Genomic DNA, 16,546 nt, shown 5'->3' on the forward strand with positions numbered 1-16,546 from the left:
TACAATGCGCGCCATCCGTGATATCGCCCACAGAGGTGCGCCATGCAACCCTACGCCATCGCTCCGTCGATCCTGTCCGCCGACTTCGCCCGCCTGGGTGAGGACGTCGACAAGGTGCTCGCCGCCGGTGCCGACATCGTCCACTTCGACGTGATGGACAACCACTACGTGCCGAACCTGACCATCGGCCCGATGGTCTGCACGGCCCTGCGCAAGTACGGCGTCACCGCGCCCATCGACGTGCACCTGATGGTTTCCCCGGTGGACCGCATCATCGGCGACTTCATCGAAGCCGGCGCCACCTACATCACCTTCCACCCCGAAGCTACCCAGCACATCGACCGTTCCCTGCAACTGATCAAGGACGGTGGCTGCAAGGCCGGCCTGGTGTTCAACCCGGCCACCTCGCTGGAAGCGCTCAAGTACGTGATGGACAAGATCGACATGGTCCTGCTGATGAGCGTGAACCCCGGCTTCGGCGGGCAGAAGTTCATCCCCGGCACCCTCGACAAGCTGCGCGAAGCCCGCGCGCTGATCGACGCTTCCGGCCGCGATATCCGTCTGGAAATCGACGGCGGGGTGAACGTGAAGAACATTCGTGAGATCGCCGCTGCTGGTGCCGACACCTTCGTCGCTGGCTCCGCCATCTTCAACGCACCGGACTACGCCGAGGTCATCCGCGCCATGCATGCCGAGCTGGCGCAGGCGCGCAAGTGATGAGCGCTGCACAACTGCCGTTCGCCGGGCTGCCGCGCCTGGTGATGTTCGACCTGGACGGCACCCTGGTGGATTCGGTCCCCGACCTCGCTGCGGCGGTGGACAAGATGCTGCTGGCGCTCGGGCGCCAGCCGGCCGGCCTGGACGCGGTGCGTCACTGGGTCGGTAACGGAGCGCGCGTGCTGGTGCGCCGCGCGCTGGCGGGCGACATCGAGCATGACAGTGTCAGCGAGGAAGAGACCGAGCGCGCACTGGAACTCTTCATGGACGCCTACGCCGACAGTCATGCGCTGACCGTGGTCTATCCCGGCGTCATCGAGACCCTGAAGTGGCTGAAGAAGCGCGGCGTCGAGCTGGCGTTGATCACCAACAAGCCCGAGCGCTTCGTCGCGCCCCTGCTGGACGAGATGAAGCTGGGCAAGTTCTTCCGCTGGATCATCGGTGGCGACACCCTGCCGCAGCAGAAACCCGATCCGGCCGCGCTGCTGTTCGTGATGAAGATGGCCGGCGTGTCGGCGGAGCAGGCGCTGTTCGTCGGCGACTCGCGCAACGATATCCTCGCCGCCAAGGCCGCCGGCGTACGCAGCGTGGGCCTGAGCTACGGCTACAACCACGGACGGCCCATCGCCGAGGAAACCCCGACGCTGGTGCTGGACGATCTGCGCCATCTGCTGCCTTGCTTCGACTCGGGCAAAGCGATAGTGTTGCCCGACTCCGCTTCAAAACCCGCTCAGCGAGACAGCACCGTGGAAACGGCTCCCCACACACTCTGGATGAAAGTCATCAAGGCCCTGGCCCGCTGGCGCTGGCGCGCCTGACATCCTTTCGGCCGGTACGCCCGGCACGTGTGTGCACCTCTTGTCCGTATTCCTCCTCATTCCACGAGGCTGATCATGACCCGCGAAGAATTCCAGCGCCTGGCCGCCGAAGGCTATAACCGTATTCCGCTCACCTGCGAAACCCTGGCTGACTTCGACACCCCGCTGTCGATCTACCTGAAGCTCGCCGATGGCGCCAACACCTACCTGCTCGAGTCCGTTCAGGGCGGCGAGAAGTGGGGCCGTTATTCCATCATCGGCCTGCCCAGCCGCACCGTGCTGCGCGTCTATGGCCATCAGGCAAGCATCAAGGTCGACGGCGTCGAGACCGAGAGCTTCGAATGCGCCGATCCGCTGGCCTTCGTCGAGGAGTTCAAGGAGCGCTACCGCGTGCCGACCATCGCCGGTCTGCCGCGCTTCAACGGCGGCCTGGTGGGTTACTTCGGCTATGACTGCGTGCGCTACGTCGAGCAGCGCCTGGCGCAGTGCCCGAACCCGGACCCGCTGAATAATCCGGACATCCTGCTGATGGTGTCCGACGCGGTAGTCGTGTTCGACAACCTGGCCGGCAAGATGCACGCGATCGTTCTCGCCGACCCAGCCCAGGCCGACGCCTACGACAAGGGCCTGGCGCAATTGGATGAACTGCTGGAGCGCCTGCGCCAGCCGATCACCCCGCGCCGCGGCCTGGACTTCAGCGCGGTCAACGCGCCGGAGCCGCAGTTCCGCGCCAGCTTCACCCGCGAGGACTACGAGCGGGCGGTGGATACCGTGAAGGAGTACATCCTCGCCGGTGACTGCATGCAGGTCGTGCCGTCGCAGCGCATGTCCATCGACTTCAGCGCCGCGCCCATCGACCTGTACCGCGCGCTGCGCTGCTTCAACCCGACGCCGTACATGTACTTCTTCAACTTCGGCGACTTCCATGTTGTCGGCAGCTCGCCGGAAGTGCTGGTGCGTGTCGAAGATGGCGAAGTCACCGTGCGCCCCATCGCCGGTACCCGCCCGCGTGGCGCGACCGAAGAAGCCGACCGCGCGCTGGAAGAGGACCTGCTGTCCGACGCCAAGGAAATCGCCGAGCACCTGATGCTCATCGACTTGGGCCGCAACGACGTCGGTCGCGTGTCGCAGACCGGCAGCGTGAAGGTCACCGAACAGATGGTCATCGAGCGCTACTCCAACGTCATGCACATCGTTTCCAACGTGAACGGCCAGCTCAAGCCGGAGCTCTCGGCGATGGACGCCCTGCGCGCCATCCTGCCGGCCGGCACCCTGTCCGGCGCGCCGAAGATCCGCGCCATGGAAATCATCGACGAGCTGGAGCCGGTCAAGCGTGGCGTCTACGGCGGTGCCGTGGGCTATCTCGCGTGGAACGGCAACATGGATACCGCCATCGCCATCCGCACCGCGGTGATCAAGAATGGCGAACTCCACGTCCAGGCCGGTGGCGGTATCGTCGCCGACTCCGTACCGGCAGCCGAGTGGGAAGAAACCATCAACAAGCGCCGCGCGATGTTCCGGGCCGTGGCGCTGGCTGAGCATACTGCCAAGGTGTATGGCCGCGATTGAGTTCGTGGTTGGATGAAAAGCCCCGCTTCGGCGGGGCTTTTTCTTTTCGTAGGAGCGGACTCCGTCCGCGATAGCTACGAGCCGCGCCGGGAGCCATCGCGGACGGAGTCCGCTCCTACAGGTTCAAGAGCTTCTCCCCCTCGCCTTGGCGCCGCGCTCCCTCAAACGGGAGAGAGGCAGCGTTCCATGCAGGATGAAACCACAATGTCAGCCGTCACATTCTGCCCCCTCTCCCTCTGGGAGAGGGTTGGGGTGAGGGCTGTTCATCGCTGAGGAGCCTGGCCGGTGGCTCTTGTAGAAATCCTGCTCACCCCGCCTGCCGCGCCTCAACCACCTGCAGATTCGCCTTGCGCTGAACCAGGGCGGCATTCGCCTGCAGCGAGCGCTCCTCCACGTAGGCGGCGAGGTGGTCCACTGCGACGTACTGCATCGCCTTGTGGCTGTCATCCAGCGTGGTCACCGGCAGGGCGATGCGCCCGCAGGACAGCGCCTTGCTGAAGTTCTCCCGGTTCAGGTTGCGGAACCAGCGCTCGCGTACCTGTTCCAGCGGCACCAGGACGTCCCCGAAAATCTGATAGACCAGGCTCACCGTCTCCGGGCGCGGGGCGGGGCGAATATCGGCGGTCGACTGCATGGGACTCTCCTGTTCCGATGGTTGTGGCGACAGAACCAAATATAGCAAAGGTTGTATTTTTCTTCAATCGCCGCGCAAAGAAAACCCCGCCGAAGCGGGGTTCTTTTCCTGCGCAATGGCTCAGCGAACCAGGGTCGGCGCGCGGCGATGACGCACCGTGGACCACCAGAACACCCAGCCGATCATGCGGATCTGTCCGCTGTCGAACTGCTCCGGCGGGTACTCCTCGTCGGGGTATTCATCACGGTTGAAGCTGCGCAGGCGGATGCCGCCGCCGGGCAGGCGATAGACGAACTTCACCCGCAGCATGCCTTCGTGCTCCAGGGCGTAGATCTCGCCGTCGGTGATGTGCGTGGTGGCCGTGTCGATGCCAATGGTGGAGCCATCCATGATCAGCGGCTCCATGCTGTTGCCGGTGAGCTGGGCGCAGATCGCCGCCGCCGGATCGACCCCCGCGGCGCGCAGGGTGGCGTACGAGAAGCGCAGCTTGCGCCCCTCTATCTCGCGTACTGCGGTACGGCCGGCGCCGGCCGCCAGCTCCACTTCCTTGTACAGGCGTAGTTCCACTTCGTCCTCGTCCAGCGGCGTATCGCTATCCCATGGGTGCAGCGGTTCCAGTTGCAGCGGGCTGCCATCGACCGGTCGCATCACCGGTGCGCTGGCGCTTGCCGTCGGTGTGCCTTCGCCGGTGGCCAGCCAGGTCGGCGAGACGCCCAGGGCGCTGGCGATCTCGATCAGCTTGCGCGTGCTCTGCGCTTTCCCCGAGGTCAGCTTGTGGATGGTGTTCTGCGAAACCCCGGCGGCTTCGGCCAGTGTTTCCTGCTTCAGGTTACGCGAGGCCATCGCCTGTTTGAGGCGGTCTGCCAGCGTCGATGAGGGTGAGTTTTCCATGGGGGCACTCTACCTCCTGGGTTGTAGGCTGTAAATAGCTTTGGTGTTGACTAAATATAGCTATAGTTGTAATCATAAAAGCCAGCAGCCCACCGAGTACATGCGAAATCGGCACGGGCTGACGGGAAGCGGACGGCTTCCCCCTCAACGCGGCAAGGACGCCGCGGGTTGCCTGCGGACCGTGATGCACGGAGCAGGCTGGAGGGTGCGGGCGGGCCAGGGAGGCGCCGCCCGCGCACCGGCAAGGGACGCCGCCACGATGGTCAGGCGTCCGCGACGAACAGATCGCGACTGACCACCACAGGCCGACCGAAGGCTCGGCGACCAAGGAGGGCAGGTCGCCAGGAGGAGCTTCATGAATCAACACCTGCAACACACCAGGCGTTCCACTCATACCGCCGATGGGGAGGTGCGCCGTGGCTGATATTGCCGACTACGCCAACGACCTGGTGCTCGACCGCATCGAGGATCTGCTGCACAGCCGCCGTTCCCGCATGGCGCTCAGCTCCGCCGAGTCCTGCGAGGACTGCGGCGACGATATTCCCCCGGCACGTCGACTGGCCGCGCCGGGCTGCACGCGCTGCATCGGCTGCCAGGCAATGGACGAACTGGAGCGGCGGCACTGAGCCGCCAGGGAGAAACGCCGTGATCAAGCCGATCGATGAAATGCTCAAGCTCTGGGCCGAGGAGATGCACAATCCGGGAAGCGCTGGCGGTGGTTACGCCGGAGGCAACCTGCTGGCGATGATGATCGCCAACAAGGGCGAGATGATCCGCGGCACCCGGGGCAGCAAGGTGATCCTCGACCGCGTCGCCGAACTGGACCTGATCATCAACCAGCTGCCGGACGAGCAGAAGGACGTCGTCACCGAGCACTACCTCAACCGCGACAGCGAGGCCACGCAGAAATATCGACACTGCCGCTGCAGCCGCAATACCTTCTACCTGCGTCTGCATGTGGCGCACCAGAGCATCCAGTCGCGGTTGATGCGTCGCGTAGCCTGAATCTTTCCGCCCCTCATCCGAAGCCCGGCCCTGCGCCGGGCTTCGTGTTTTCCGCGAGCGACGTTGCGCTATGCTCGCAGCCCATGAAAACACCCATCTCCATCCGTCATGCCGAACCGGCAGACGCCGATGCCATCGTACGCATCCTCGGCGAAACCTACGAAGCCACCTGGAAGCCTGAGCTCAGCGCCGAAGCCATCGCGCGCTTCGAGTCATCTGCGCATACCGTCGCCTATGTGCGTGAGCGCTTGCCGTACTTGCGGGTTGCCTGCATCGACGGCGAGGTGGTCGGCCTGGTCGACTGGAGAGACGACTTCATCGATGCGCTGCATGTCTCGCCCGTCAATCAGCACCTTGGAGTGGGTGCCGCGTTGCTGCGTCACGCGGAAGCTGCCATCGCAGCGGCAGGTCACGCGGATGTCCGTCTCGAAACTGATACCTTCAACCAGCAGGCCCGCTCATTTTATCGCCGGCACGGCTACCTCGAGCTGGATTTCTATCCCGATGAAGAGTGGCAGAGTGGCTTCACCACTGTGCTGCTGGGTAAGCCGCTTTCCGGTCGCTGATCCGAACAGTTTCGATTCATGACCTCGTCCTTCAGCCAGCTCCTCCCGGTACAAGCCCGCGCGGCATCACCGAGGGGCATCCGCACTCGCGAGATCAACGACTGCTGACGTAGCGTCTTGTAGCCTATACAGTAGCGCTCGCTTACCTCCGATGGCGGCCGACAGCGGCTGCTGATAATCAACGATAAGAAGTGTCGGAAAGGACTGTCCATGCTTGTATGGGATGATCACCGTTTCTCCATTCGAACCCACACCTTCCAGACCATCCGGCAACTGTCCGATCTGTTCTCGCTGAAGGAGGCGGATGGCTTCATCCTGGGCAAACCCCGCCGTTATATCGACAAGTACGTCGAGCACCTGACCGGGCAGCCTTACCGCAATATTTTCGAACTCGGTATCTTCCGTGGTGGCAGTACGGTCTTCCTCAACGAGTTCTTCCAGCCGGCTCGGTTGGTCGCCATCGACTTCATGGAGAAGCCGGCTGCGCAACTGGATCGATACATTGCCGAGCATGCCGCTGGTCAGGCTAGTGCCTTCTACGGTGTGAACCAGGCTGACAGCGCCCGCCTGATCGCCATTTGTGAATCCGAGTTCGCCGGCGAACCGTTGGACTTGGTGGTGGACGACGCTTCGCATTACCTTGAGGAGTCGCGTATCTCCTTCAATACGCTGTTCCCCCGGCTCAAGGCCGGAGGTCGCTACGTGATCGAAGACTGGGCATGGGCTCACCAACCAGTGGAAGTCGCAGACTTGAAGAAGCCTTTCGCTGGAAAGTGCTCGTTGGCCAATCTGGTGATCGAGATCCTCCTGGCAAGCGTCAGCCATCCTGAATTGATCGATGAGGTCATCGTCAACGACGGTTTCGTGGTCGTACGCAAAGGGCAGGCCAGCACCCCACAAGAGTTCGATGTGGGCCAGTTGGGTTACCTGCTCGGCAACCGGATCGGTGGTGGTGACTATTTCGCGCGCTTCCAGTAAGGACTGATCGACCCGAATAAATGCAGGAGGGCTCTCGAGCCTTCGCTGCATTTTTATTCAGGGGTGGCTTTGGCTCGCGGTGCTGAAAGGACGGCTGAGCACATAGCACTGAAGACGTGCTTTCGTTGGCCCTTGCTCTGACATTCGATGAAGCCATGACGGTATATGAAAGGCTGTTGCCGGTGCGTCCCCTGCCTATTGCAGCGCATTGCCGAGGAAGCCTTGTTCCGGCGGGAATCGGGGGGTAAAAAGTAGTCATTCTTGTAAAGGTGCGTCCCCAGGGAGCACAACGCGAAACCTCGAAAAGCCCGGCCATTGAGCCGGGCTTTTTCATGCCCGCGTTTTTTCGATCCGCCGTGTTCGGCGGATGGCCGGCAGTCAGGCCGGCAGCCATCCCCGGTTGGCTGATAGCCGCCGGTTTCGCCCGTTCGCGGGCGTCTTTATCCAAGGTGAGCCAATGGGCAATGAACCTCAGACCCTGGCCGACGTGCCTCTGTGGGGGCTGATCCTGCTTGCCGTCGCGGGCGGCATCAGCGGTGAAATGTGGCGCGCCGACAAGGCGGGGCTGGGCGGTTGGAGGTTGCTGCGCCGGTTGGCGCTGCGCTCCGGCGCTTCGATCGTCTGCGGCATGGCGGTGATGTTCCTCGCCACGGACTTCGGCGCGTCGCTGACGCTGGCCGCGGCCATCGGCAGCCTGACGGCGGCGGCCGGCGCGGAGATCGCCGTCGGGCTCTACGAGCGCTGGGCGGCGAAGCGCCTGGGCGTCTGTGAACTGCCGCCGAGCGAGCGCGGACAAGATTGAAGCTGCAAGGAGACGATATGTCTGAACAACCTTTGACCCTCGCCCTGCTGCTCGACACGGTGGAGCAGGTACTGTCCACGCGACTGACCGAGATCGGCACGGTTCTGCGCGGCCCGCTGAAGCAGGTGCCGACGACGCTCCCCGCGCTGGCGCTGGAGTACGCCGGTCTGCTGCCTGGCCGTGATCCTGGCAATGGGCAGACGGCGCTGATCTGCCGGCTCCAGGCGCGCATCCTGGTAACGAAGGATGACGCGCAAGCCGAGGCCCTCGCGCTGCGTAGCGTCGCCTCGCTGGTCGTGCTTCTGCGCGCGCAGAACTGGGGACTGGAATTGGAGCCGGTGAGTTTCGTTCAGGCCCAGCCGGACAACGACAGCCCGGCGCTGGCGACGTGCCGCGTCTGGCTGGTCGAGTGGCAGCAACCGGTTCTGCTCGGTGAGACCGAATGGCCATGGGAAGACCAGCCACCGGGCAGCCTGGTGCTGGGGTTCGATCCCGAGACCGGCCCCGGCCACGAAGACGACTATTTCGATCCCGGAGCGCTGCAATGAATCAGGACTATGTGAGTGCCGAGCACGATCGCATGCTGGCCGCGCTGGTCATGCCTTGCGAGGTCGTCGCGGTGGACCTGGCGGCAGCGCGGGTGCGTGTGCGCTCCGGCGAATGGACCAGCGCCTGGGTGCGCTGGCACGCCCAGGCCGCTGGCGCCGCGCGGCACTGGCGTGCGCCTAGCCTGGGCGAGCAGGGCGTCCTGCTCAGCCCGTCCGGCATGGCCGCAATGGGCACCTTCGTGCCCGGTCTGTTCGGGGCAGCAGCGGCTGCGCCGAACAATCGCGGCGAGGTCGAGAGCTGGCATTTTCCCGACGGCGCCGTGCTGAGCTATGACTGGCAGGCGCATCGCTATGACCTGCAGTTACCCGCCGGCAGCGCGACGGTAAAGGTCGGCGGAACGCAGGTGGTGATCGATCCCGGCGCGGTCAGCGTCACCGCCGCGAGCATCCAGCTGACTGGCCCGGTGAGCATCAAGGGCGCGCTGACGGTGAACGGCAATATCAGCAGTACCGGCTCGATCATGGACACCGCCGGCAACAGCAATCACCACACTCACTGACGTCCTTTCGACGTTCAACCCGGGCCCGCCAAGTGCGGGCCTTTGCATTTCTGGAGATTCGCCATGGGCAACTTTTCCCGTGCGCACCCCGAGCGGCGGAGGGCGCGGCCATGATCGGCATGGATCGACGCAATGGCCAGCCGCTCAGCGGGCTGGCGCACCTCAAGCAGTCCATCGAGGACATTCTCGGCACGCCGCTGGGCAGTCGGCGTATGCGCCCCGAGTACGGCAGCCGCCTGCGACGCATGGTCGACCTGCCGGTGACTGAAGGCTGGAAAGGTGCGGTGCAGGCGGAAGTCGCCCGCGCCATCGGCCGCTGGGAGCCGCGCCTGCGCCTGAGTTCGGTGCAGGTGACGGCAGTGGTGGGCGGCAGCGTGTCGCTGCGCCTGCGGGGTATCTATCTGGGCGACGAAGTCGGCCTGGAGGTGGCGGCATGAGCCTGATCGACCTGTCCCAACTTCCCGCACCCGAGGTCGTTGAGATCCTCGACTACGAGACGCTCTACGCGGAGCTGCTGGCGGATTTCCGCAGTGCCATGGGCGAGGGCTGGACGGCGGCGGTGGAGTCCGACCCGGTGCTCAAGCTGCTGGAGCTGGCGGCCTACCGCGAGTTGCTGCTGCGCGCCCGGATCAACGACGCCGCCCGTGCAGTAATGCTCGGCTATGCGACCCAGGGTGACCTCGACCAACTGGCTGCCGGATACAACGTGAAGCGCCTGGTGATCCAGGAAGCGGATGCCACCACCTCGCCGCTGACCCCTGCAGTGCTGGAGGGCGACGATTCGCTGCGCAATCGCACACAACTGGCATTCGACCAGCTATCGGTAGCAGGCCCGCGCAACGCCTACGTGGCTTTTGCGCTCGGCGCCGATGGCCGTATCGCCGATGTCTCGGCGATCAGCCCGCAGCCATGCGAGGCGCTGGTCAGCGTGCTGTCCTCCGAGGGCAATGGAGCCGCCTCGGAAGAGTTGCTTCAGGCCGTGCGCAAAGCACTGAACGATGAGGACGTGCGCCCGGTGGGCGACCGCCTCACGGTGCAGTCCGCTGCCATCGTTCCCTACCAGGTTGACGCGGTGCTCTACATCTATCCCGGTCCGGAGGCCGAGCTGATCCAGCAGGCCGCCGAGGCGTCGCTACAAACCTACATCGCCACCCAGCGCCGCATTGGCCGGGATATCCGCCGCAGTGCGCTGTTCGCTGCCCTGCATGTGGAAGGCGTGCAGCGTGTCGAACTAACGAAGCCGGCGGCGGACGTGGTGCTCGATTCCACCCAGGCGGCGTACTGCAGCGGCTACCAGATCCGCGTCGGTGGCTCCGATGAGTAGCCGTCTGCTGCCGATCAACTCGACGCCGCTGGAGCGTGCGCTGGCCGATGTGCAGGTCGGCGATCTGCCGGTACCGCTGCGTGAGCTGATGGACCCGCAGCGTTGCCCTGTCGCACTGCTGCCGTATCTCGCCTGGGCCTGGTCGGTGGACCGCTGGGACCCGGCCTGGAGCGAGGCGGTGAAGCGCAAGGCGGTGGCCGCGGCGTTCCGCATCCATCAGCACAAGGGAACCATCGCCGCACTGCGGCGGGTGATCGAACCGCTGGGTTACCTGATCGAGATCATCGAATGGTGGCAGGGCTCGCCCATGGGCGAGCCGGGCACCTTCCGCCTGCGCATCGGCGTGCTCGACAGCGGCATCAGCGAAGAAATGTACGAAGAGGTGGAGCGTCTGATCGAAGACGCCAAGCCGCTCACGCGGCACCTCATCGGGCTGGATATCAGCCTGGAATCCCAGGGGCGGATCAACGTCGGCTCCGGGCAATACGACGGCGACATCGTCACCGTCTATCCCTACCTCCCGGATGTGATCGAAGCACTCGGCAGCCACGGCTTGCCGGGACGGGAGCACACCATCGATAGCTTGAGTGTCTACCCATGGCAGTAACCTACTACGCACTTCTCACCACGATCGGTGCCGGCAAGCTGGCGAATGCCACCGCGCTGGGCACCACCCTGAAAATCACCCAGCTCGCCGTCGGCGACGGCGGCGGCAACGTGCCGACCCCCGATGCCAGCCGCACCCAACTGGTCAACGAAGTCCGCCGCGCGCCGCTGAACCGCCTGAGCGTCGACGCGGCCAACAGCTCGCAGATCATCGCCGAACAGGTCATCCCCGAAGACGTGGGTGGCTGGTGGATCCGCGAGATGGGCCTGTACGACGAAGCCGGCGCGCTGATCGCCTACGCCAACTGCGCGCCCTCCTACAAACCGCAACTGGTCGAAGGCAGCGGCCGCACCCAGACCGTGCGCATTGTGCTGATCGTCAGCAATGCTGCTTCGGTGGAGTTGAAGATCGATCCGAGTGTGGTGTTGGCGACGCGGGAGTATGTCGATTCGGCTTTTCTGACGCGAGTGGCGTCGGCAGCCAGCCTCGGGGTTGTCAAACTGGCAACAGCGGCAGAGGTCCAGGCTGGCACTGAGGCGACTCACAGCATTACACCTGCCTCACTGGCAACTCGAACTGCCACGGAAACGCGCACGGGCCTGATTGAGCTGGCAAGCGCTGCTGAGGTGCAAGCCAAGATCGATACCACACGAGCGGTCACGCCTGCTGGACTTTCCTCCTGCAAGGCATCCGAGGATGCATCCGGATTGGTGGAGCTCGCGACCACTGCTGAAACAGTGTCCGGAGCGGATGCGGAGCGTGCTGTGACGCCGGCGGGTTTGAGCGCTCGAACTGCGACTGACACACGCACGGGGCTGGTGGAGTTGGCTACTGCCGCAGAGGTCCAGGCTAAGACGGACACCACCAGAGCGATTACTCCTGCCAGCCTGGCGGCGTGCACAGCGACCGAGGCTCGGGCTGGGTTGGTTGAACTCGCAACGACTACCGAAGCGGCAGCTGGCACAGACACGGAGCGAGCTGTAACTCCCGCAGGTCTCGTGTCCGGCATCAGCTCACGTTTTAATGCTGAAAACGTCTGGCGATCTGCGTCTGTGGTCCTGAACGTGGCTGGCGCCGTCAAGTATGAACGCTTGCCCACGGGGCTGGTGCGAATGTTCGGCACAGTCATTTCTACCGGCAATAGTGAGGGCAAGGGGACTGTGCGGATTAACTTTCCGTTCGCGTTGAGCTCCGTCTGGTCAGTCGTTGCGACTGAGTACCAAGCCGAGTCGACCGTTGGCTCGGGAATTCAGGCATCTCCCAACGTGGTTACCGGTTCATACGTGGACATCTGCTTCAAAACCTTCCCAAACGGTGCCTTGCGCATCGACTACCAGATACTTGGTAGCGTCTGAAGCTGCTTTCTGACAGTTGCTTACGATCAACTGCAGTTTCGTTCCATGAGCCTGTCTGCACTGCCCTTACGACGGGGCACGTAAGAGAAAGGCTCGCCACATCAGCACGATGTCCTTTCGACCTGCTGAACGTCCTAAAGCCAACCGCCTCCCGGCGGTTTTTTTATGTCTGGAGAAAACCCTATGAGCTTCTTTCACGGCGTCACCGTGACCAATGTCGACGTCGGTGCGCGCACCATTGCGCTGCCGTCGTCCTCGATCATCGGCCTGGTGGATACCTTCACCCCCGATAGCAAGCTGACCGCCCAGGCCGATGTGCCGGTGCTGCTCACCAGCCTGCGTGAAGCGGCCGCCGCCTTCGGTACCGCGTCGGCGATCTACAAGTCCTGCACCGCCATCTTCACCCAGTCCGCCGCGGTGGTCGTGGCGGTGGGCGTGGCCAAGATCGAGGATGCGGCACAGCTGACTTCCGCGATCATCGGCACCGTCACCGAGGCCGGCCAGCGTACCGGCCTGCAGGCGCTGCTCGATGGCAAGTCGCGCTTCAATGCCCAACCGCGCCTGCTGATCGCGCCGAAGCACTCCGCCACCCAGGCCGTGGCTACTGCCATGGGCGCTCTGGCCGAGAAGCTGCGCGCCATCGCCATTGTCGACGGCCCGAACACCACCGACGAGGCAGCAATCGCCTACGCCGAAGAGTTCGGCAGCAAGCGCATCTACCTGGTCGATCCGGGTGTGCAGTACTGGGACACCACCAGTAGCGCCACTGTTGGCGCACCGGCATCCGCCAACGCTGCCGCGCTGTTCGCCTGGACCGACAGCCAGTACGGCTTCTGGTCCTCGCCGTCGAACAAGGAGCTGCTCGGCATCACCGGCACCGGCCGCCCGATCGAGTTCCTCGACGGCGACGAGACCTGCCGCGCCAACCTGCTCAACAACGCCAACATCACCACCATCATCCGCGACGACGGCTATCGCCTGTGGGGCAATCGCACCCTCTCCAGCGACGCCAAGTGGGCCTTCGTGACCCGCGTGCGGACCATGGACATGGTGATGGACGCGATCCTCGCCGGGCACAAGTGGGCGGTCGACCGGGGCATCACCAAGACCTACGTGAAGGACGTCACCGAGGGCCTGCAGGCCTTCATGCGCGACTTGAAGAACCAGGGCGCGGTGATCGACTTCGAGGTCTACGCCGACCCGGAACTCAACACCGCCAGCCAACTGGCCCAGGGCAAGGTGTACTGGAACATCCGCTTCACCGACGTACCGCCTGCCGAGAACCCCAACTTCCGCGTCGAGGTGACCGATCAGTGGCTCACCGAAGTCCTGGACGCAGCTTAAGGAGAACCCCAGATGATTCCGCAGATCCTCACCAACACCAACCTCTTCGTCGACGGCGTCAGCTTTGCCGGTGACGTACCGTCCCTCACCCTGCCGGCCCTCAAGGTCAAGACCCAGGAGTACCGTGCCGGCGGCATGGATGCACCGGTCCTGCTCGACATGGGCCTGGAGGCGATGGAAGCCAAGTTCACCACCAACGGCGCGCGCCGCGAGGCGATGAAGTTCTTCGGCCTGAGCGACCAGGGTTCCTTCAACGGCACCTTCCGCGGCTCGTTCAAGACCCAGAAGGGCGGCACCGTGCCGGTGGTCGCCACCGTGCGCGGCCTGCTCAAGGAAGTCGATCAGGGCGAGTGGAAGGCCAACGAACTGGCTGCCTGCACCTACAGCGTGGCGGTCACCTACTACAAGCTGGAAATCGAAGGCCGCGAGATGTTCGAAATCGACCCGGTCAACTCCGTGCGCAAGATCAACGGCGTTGATCAGCTCGCCGCGCTGCGCGCTGACCTGGGCGTCTGAGGAGAACCCTGATGCAAGACTCCGTCAAACAGCCCGCGTGGCTGAACCTGTCCGACGACGCGGCGGTGGTGAAGCTGTCCCGCCCGACCTCCTGCAATGGCGTCGAGGTCGACGCCCTCACCCTGCGCGCGCCGACCGTGCGCGACATCCGCCTGGCGAGCAAGGTCGCCAGCGATGACGAGGAGCGCGAACTGCAATTGTTCGCCTCGTTGGCGCAGGTGAGCCGCCAGGACCTGGAGGGGCTCAAGCTCAGCGACTACCAGCGCCTGCAGCACGCCTACTTTCGCCTGGTGCGAGAGGACGCGGATGAGCTTCGCGCGGATGCGCCAGCTGGCGCGGCGACTGGCGGCTGAGTCGGGCTTCACGGCCGGCGAACTGGAGCGCATGACCCTCAGCGACCTGCGTTGGTGGCTGGGGGACGAAGCGGGCTAGTTCGCCCGTAAGGAGGCACCGTGCTCCGGTGCCTCCTGTCGTCAGAGGGGAGTGAAATGAATATGAGTGAAAGCCCAAGGGTGACGGTAGTCCTCGGCCCCGAATTGGGGGAGGCATTAGGGCGGTCGCTTGGCGGGACGCTGAAGGACTCGCTCGGTCTGGCCGTCGCCGATGCCTTGCTGCGCCTGGAGAGTGCCCGCGCTGGTCGTGCCACGGAGCGAGCAGGCGGCGCACCGCCGAGCCTGGATCTGCATCAATCGTGGCGCGACGGGGCGCAAAGCGGGAACGACCTGGCTCAGCAGACTCTTGAAGCCCTCCGAGAAATTGCCACGCTGCTTCGTCAACCGGGAGCCGTAGCGGCGCGACCCGTCGCAGGACCGCTCGGCAGCACCGCAACTGCCTTGCCACCCGTCGCGTACGAGTGGTCCAAGAAAGAATCCGCGATTCCCGAGGCCTTCTCCGGTCCCAAGGAGGCCGCGGTATTCGGACTTCGCAATGCGCTCCAGTACGAGCAGCGCATTCAGGAAATTGCCGTCAGGGGAGGATTGGCGCCGGGCAAGGCATCCGAGACCCTGGTGGCGAAGCAGGTCGAAGCGGCTGCCAGGGGCAGCGGCATGGATTCCAGCGCTGCGCTGGATATGGTCCGACTGATGATGAATGCCGGACTCACGCTTGAGAGGAGCCTGCAATATCTGCCCGCGGCGACAAAGCTTCAGTACGGCAAGGCGCTGACATCTGAAGCTGTGGTGGGCCTTGTCACGAATATCCAGCAGCAGGGCAGCGGCGATGCGGCGGAAGTGGAGCGCGGCCTGGGTGTGATCTCCTGGCGCGCCCGGCAGGAAGGCGTGTCCGTCGAGCAGTTGGTCCGCCGATTGGACGCCGATCAGGACGCACGTTCCTGGAAGCAGGTTCTGCAGCGTCCCGAGCAGATGCTGGTCGATCCTGGCGTGGAATTGCAGAGCTCAGTCGATGCTCGACGCAATACCGTGCAGGGGCGGCGTAATGCTGCGGAGAATGCCCTGGGCGGCATGCTCCAGGCCGGCGGGAGCGTTAGCCTGAGGGCAATGGATGCGGGGTTGCCAGCGGCCACGGGCGTTGCCACAGGTTTGACTCGGGCAGCCTCTCTGGATGGCGCGCGGATGGCTCTGGCAACGCTTCAGTTCGGTCTGGCACAGGACATGGTTGCCGACTTTGCTGCGGGGTTGGGCTACGAAAAACAAGCGCAGGGCATTCGTTCCCTGGACCTCGGTCCGCTGCGATCTCCTGGAGCCTTTATCGATTATTTTCGGGAGCGGCTGGCGGGCGAGAAGCCGTCGCCCAATGCCTCGGCGACAGGGCGCCTGCCATCACTGGGGCAGGCTCTGAGCCAGACTCTGCAGCACCAGACGCTTGTTCAGATCAGCCCTGTCTCTCCCAACGAGTCGTTGCTTGATCGTTGGCGCGCTGTGGGCGGGGCCGTTGGTGCTCCGGCAGACTCTCCGACGGTGGGCCCCTCGGTTGCTGGCGTCGTGGGTGGAGGACTGCTCGCTGCCTTGATGTTTTCCCCGATGGGCAGTCTGATCGGAACCACCCTCGGCACCCTGGCGGGCCAGGACGCTGGCGACAACGGGGCGGCGGCAAAATCGGGCACATCCCGCGATGCGGAGCACACGCCGGTGCAACCACCATTGAGCGATCCCGGCTCTGTCAGCGGTGCCTTGGCCCCAGACCAGGCGCAGAACTGGACGTTCTCTCCGCAGATCAGCATCAACGTAGCCGGCAATGTCAGCGACCCCGATCAACTGGCCAACGAACTGCTACCGCGCTTGCGGCGGATGCTGGCGGATTTCTCTCAGGACCGGCAGCGCGATGCGCTGTTCGACATGGCCGTGGTTTAAGGA

Annotated in this window: 19 protein-coding genes and 1 pseudogene; 18 read left to right on the forward strand and 2 right to left on the reverse strand. The window is 64.3% G+C overall.

The window, feature by feature from the left end; all coding sequences use genetic code 11:
• Nucleotides 1-42: 42 nt before the first annotated feature.
• The 3 genes from rpe to trpE all read left to right on the forward strand — a co-directional run bounded on the left by rpe (nt 43) and on the right by trpE (nt 3,104).
• Nucleotides 43-717, forward strand: a complete 675-nt coding sequence (gene rpe, locus JVX91_RS08220) for a ribulose-phosphate 3-epimerase (protein ID WP_205338820.1) — start codon at nt 43-45, stop codon at nt 715-717.
• The gene (locus JVX91_RS08225; protein ID WP_205338821.1) at nt 717-1,535 is read left to right on the forward strand and encodes a phosphoglycolate phosphatase; all 819 of its coding nucleotides are present in this window, start codon (nt 717-719) and stop codon (nt 1,533-1,535) included. Before rpe ends, JVX91_RS08225 begins: the two co-directional genes overlap by 1 nt.
• Nucleotides 1,536-1,610: 75 nt before the next feature.
• Nucleotides 1,611-3,104, forward strand: a complete 1,494-nt coding sequence (gene trpE / locus JVX91_RS08230; protein WP_205338822.1) for an anthranilate synthase component I — start codon at nt 1,611-1,613, stop codon at nt 3,102-3,104.
• Nucleotides 3,105-3,411: 307 nt separating this feature from the next.
• Here the strand turns inward: trpE and JVX91_RS08235 are convergent, their stop codons facing one another.
• Together JVX91_RS08235 and JVX91_RS08240 are read right to left on the reverse strand one after the other, a co-directional pair.
• Nucleotides 3,412-3,738, reverse strand: coding sequence for a pyocin activator PrtN family protein (locus JVX91_RS08235; RefSeq protein WP_205338823.1), 327 nt, complete (start codon nt 3,736-3,738; stop codon nt 3,412-3,414).
• A gap of 120 nt (nt 3,739-3,858) precedes the next feature.
• Nucleotides 3,859-4,629, reverse strand: coding sequence for a helix-turn-helix transcriptional regulator (locus tag JVX91_RS08240; protein ID WP_205338824.1), 771 nt, complete (start codon nt 4,627-4,629; stop codon nt 3,859-3,861).
• Between the two features lie 416 nt (nt 4,630-5,045).
• Between JVX91_RS08240 and JVX91_RS08245 the strand changes: the two genes are divergently transcribed.
• From JVX91_RS08245 to JVX91_RS08315, 15 genes and pseudogenes are all read left to right on the forward strand, one after another.
• A complete protein-coding gene (locus JVX91_RS08245) occupies nt 5,046-5,255 on the forward strand; it encodes a TraR/DksA C4-type zinc finger protein (RefSeq protein WP_205338825.1) in 210 nt (69 codons plus the stop codon).
• Between the two features lie 19 nt (nt 5,256-5,274).
• Entirely contained in the window at nt 5,275-5,634 is a 360-nt protein-coding gene (locus tag JVX91_RS08250; protein WP_205338826.1) for a hypothetical protein, read from the forward strand.
• Nucleotides 5,635-5,717: 83 nt separating this feature from the next.
• Nucleotides 5,718-6,200 carry a GNAT family N-acetyltransferase gene (locus tag JVX91_RS08255; RefSeq protein WP_205338827.1) on the forward strand — a complete coding sequence of 161 codons (483 nt, stop codon included), beginning with the start codon at nt 5,718-5,720 and terminating at the stop codon, nt 6,198-6,200.
• 210 nt (nt 6,201-6,410) lie between these two features.
• Nucleotides 6,411-7,178, forward strand: a complete 768-nt coding sequence (locus JVX91_RS08260) for a class I SAM-dependent methyltransferase (protein ID WP_205338828.1) — start codon at nt 6,411-6,413, stop codon at nt 7,176-7,178.
• Between the two features lie 457 nt (nt 7,179-7,635).
• Nucleotides 7,636-7,980, forward strand: coding sequence for a phage holin family protein (locus JVX91_RS08265; RefSeq protein WP_205338829.1), 345 nt, complete (start codon nt 7,636-7,638; stop codon nt 7,978-7,980).
• A 17-nt stretch (nt 7,981-7,997) separates the two neighbouring features.
• Nucleotides 7,998-8,528, forward strand: a complete 531-nt coding sequence (locus tag JVX91_RS08270) for a hypothetical protein (protein WP_205338830.1) — start codon at nt 7,998-8,000, stop codon at nt 8,526-8,528.
• A complete protein-coding gene (locus JVX91_RS08275; protein ID WP_205338831.1) occupies nt 8,525-9,088 on the forward strand; it encodes a phage baseplate assembly protein V in 564 nt (187 codons plus the stop codon). Before JVX91_RS08270 ends, JVX91_RS08275 begins: the two co-directional genes overlap by 4 nt.
• A 110-nt stretch (nt 9,089-9,198) precedes the next feature.
• Complete coding sequence (locus JVX91_RS08280; RefSeq protein ID WP_205338832.1) at nt 9,199-9,525, forward strand: GPW/gp25 family protein; 327 nt, start codon at nt 9,199-9,201, stop codon at nt 9,523-9,525.
• A complete protein-coding gene (locus tag JVX91_RS08285) occupies nt 9,522-10,412 on the forward strand; it encodes a baseplate J/gp47 family protein (RefSeq protein ID WP_205338833.1) in 891 nt (296 codons plus the stop codon). The genes JVX91_RS08280 and JVX91_RS08285 overlap by 4 nt, the downstream gene beginning before the upstream one ends.
• Nucleotides 10,405-11,019 carry a phage tail protein I gene (locus tag JVX91_RS08290; protein WP_205338834.1) on the forward strand — a complete coding sequence of 205 codons (615 nt, stop codon included), beginning with the start codon at nt 10,405-10,407 and terminating at the stop codon, nt 11,017-11,019. Before JVX91_RS08285 ends, JVX91_RS08290 begins: the two co-directional genes overlap by 8 nt.
• Nucleotides 11,010-11,468 (forward strand): annotated as a pseudogene (locus JVX91_RS29185) (phage tail protein); the annotation flags it as partial. The gene JVX91_RS08290 and the pseudogene JVX91_RS29185, both read left to right, overlap by 10 nt.
• A 1,089-nt stretch (nt 11,469-12,557) precedes the next feature.
• Nucleotides 12,558-13,718 (forward strand): phage tail sheath family protein, encoded by a 1,161-nt coding sequence (locus JVX91_RS08300; RefSeq protein ID WP_205338835.1) that lies wholly within the window; start codon nt 12,558-12,560, stop codon nt 13,716-13,718.
• Nucleotides 13,719-13,730: 12 nt separating this feature from the next.
• Nucleotides 13,731-14,234, forward strand: coding sequence for a phage major tail tube protein (locus JVX91_RS08305; RefSeq protein ID WP_205338836.1), 504 nt, complete (start codon nt 13,731-13,733; stop codon nt 14,232-14,234).
• An 11-nt stretch (nt 14,235-14,245) separates the two neighbouring features.
• Entirely contained in the window at nt 14,246-14,587 is a 342-nt protein-coding gene (locus JVX91_RS08310; RefSeq protein WP_205338837.1) for a phage tail assembly protein, read from the forward strand.
• A gap of 135 nt (nt 14,588-14,722) precedes the next feature.
• Nucleotides 14,723-16,543 (forward strand): hypothetical protein, encoded by a 1,821-nt coding sequence (locus tag JVX91_RS08315; protein WP_205338838.1) that lies wholly within the window; start codon nt 14,723-14,725, stop codon nt 16,541-16,543.
• Nucleotides 16,544-16,546: the final 3 nt, after the last annotated feature.

This window comes from Pseudomonas sp. PDNC002 (assembly GCF_016919445.1).
GTDB lineage: Bacteria > Pseudomonadota > Gammaproteobacteria > Pseudomonadales > Pseudomonadaceae > Pseudomonas.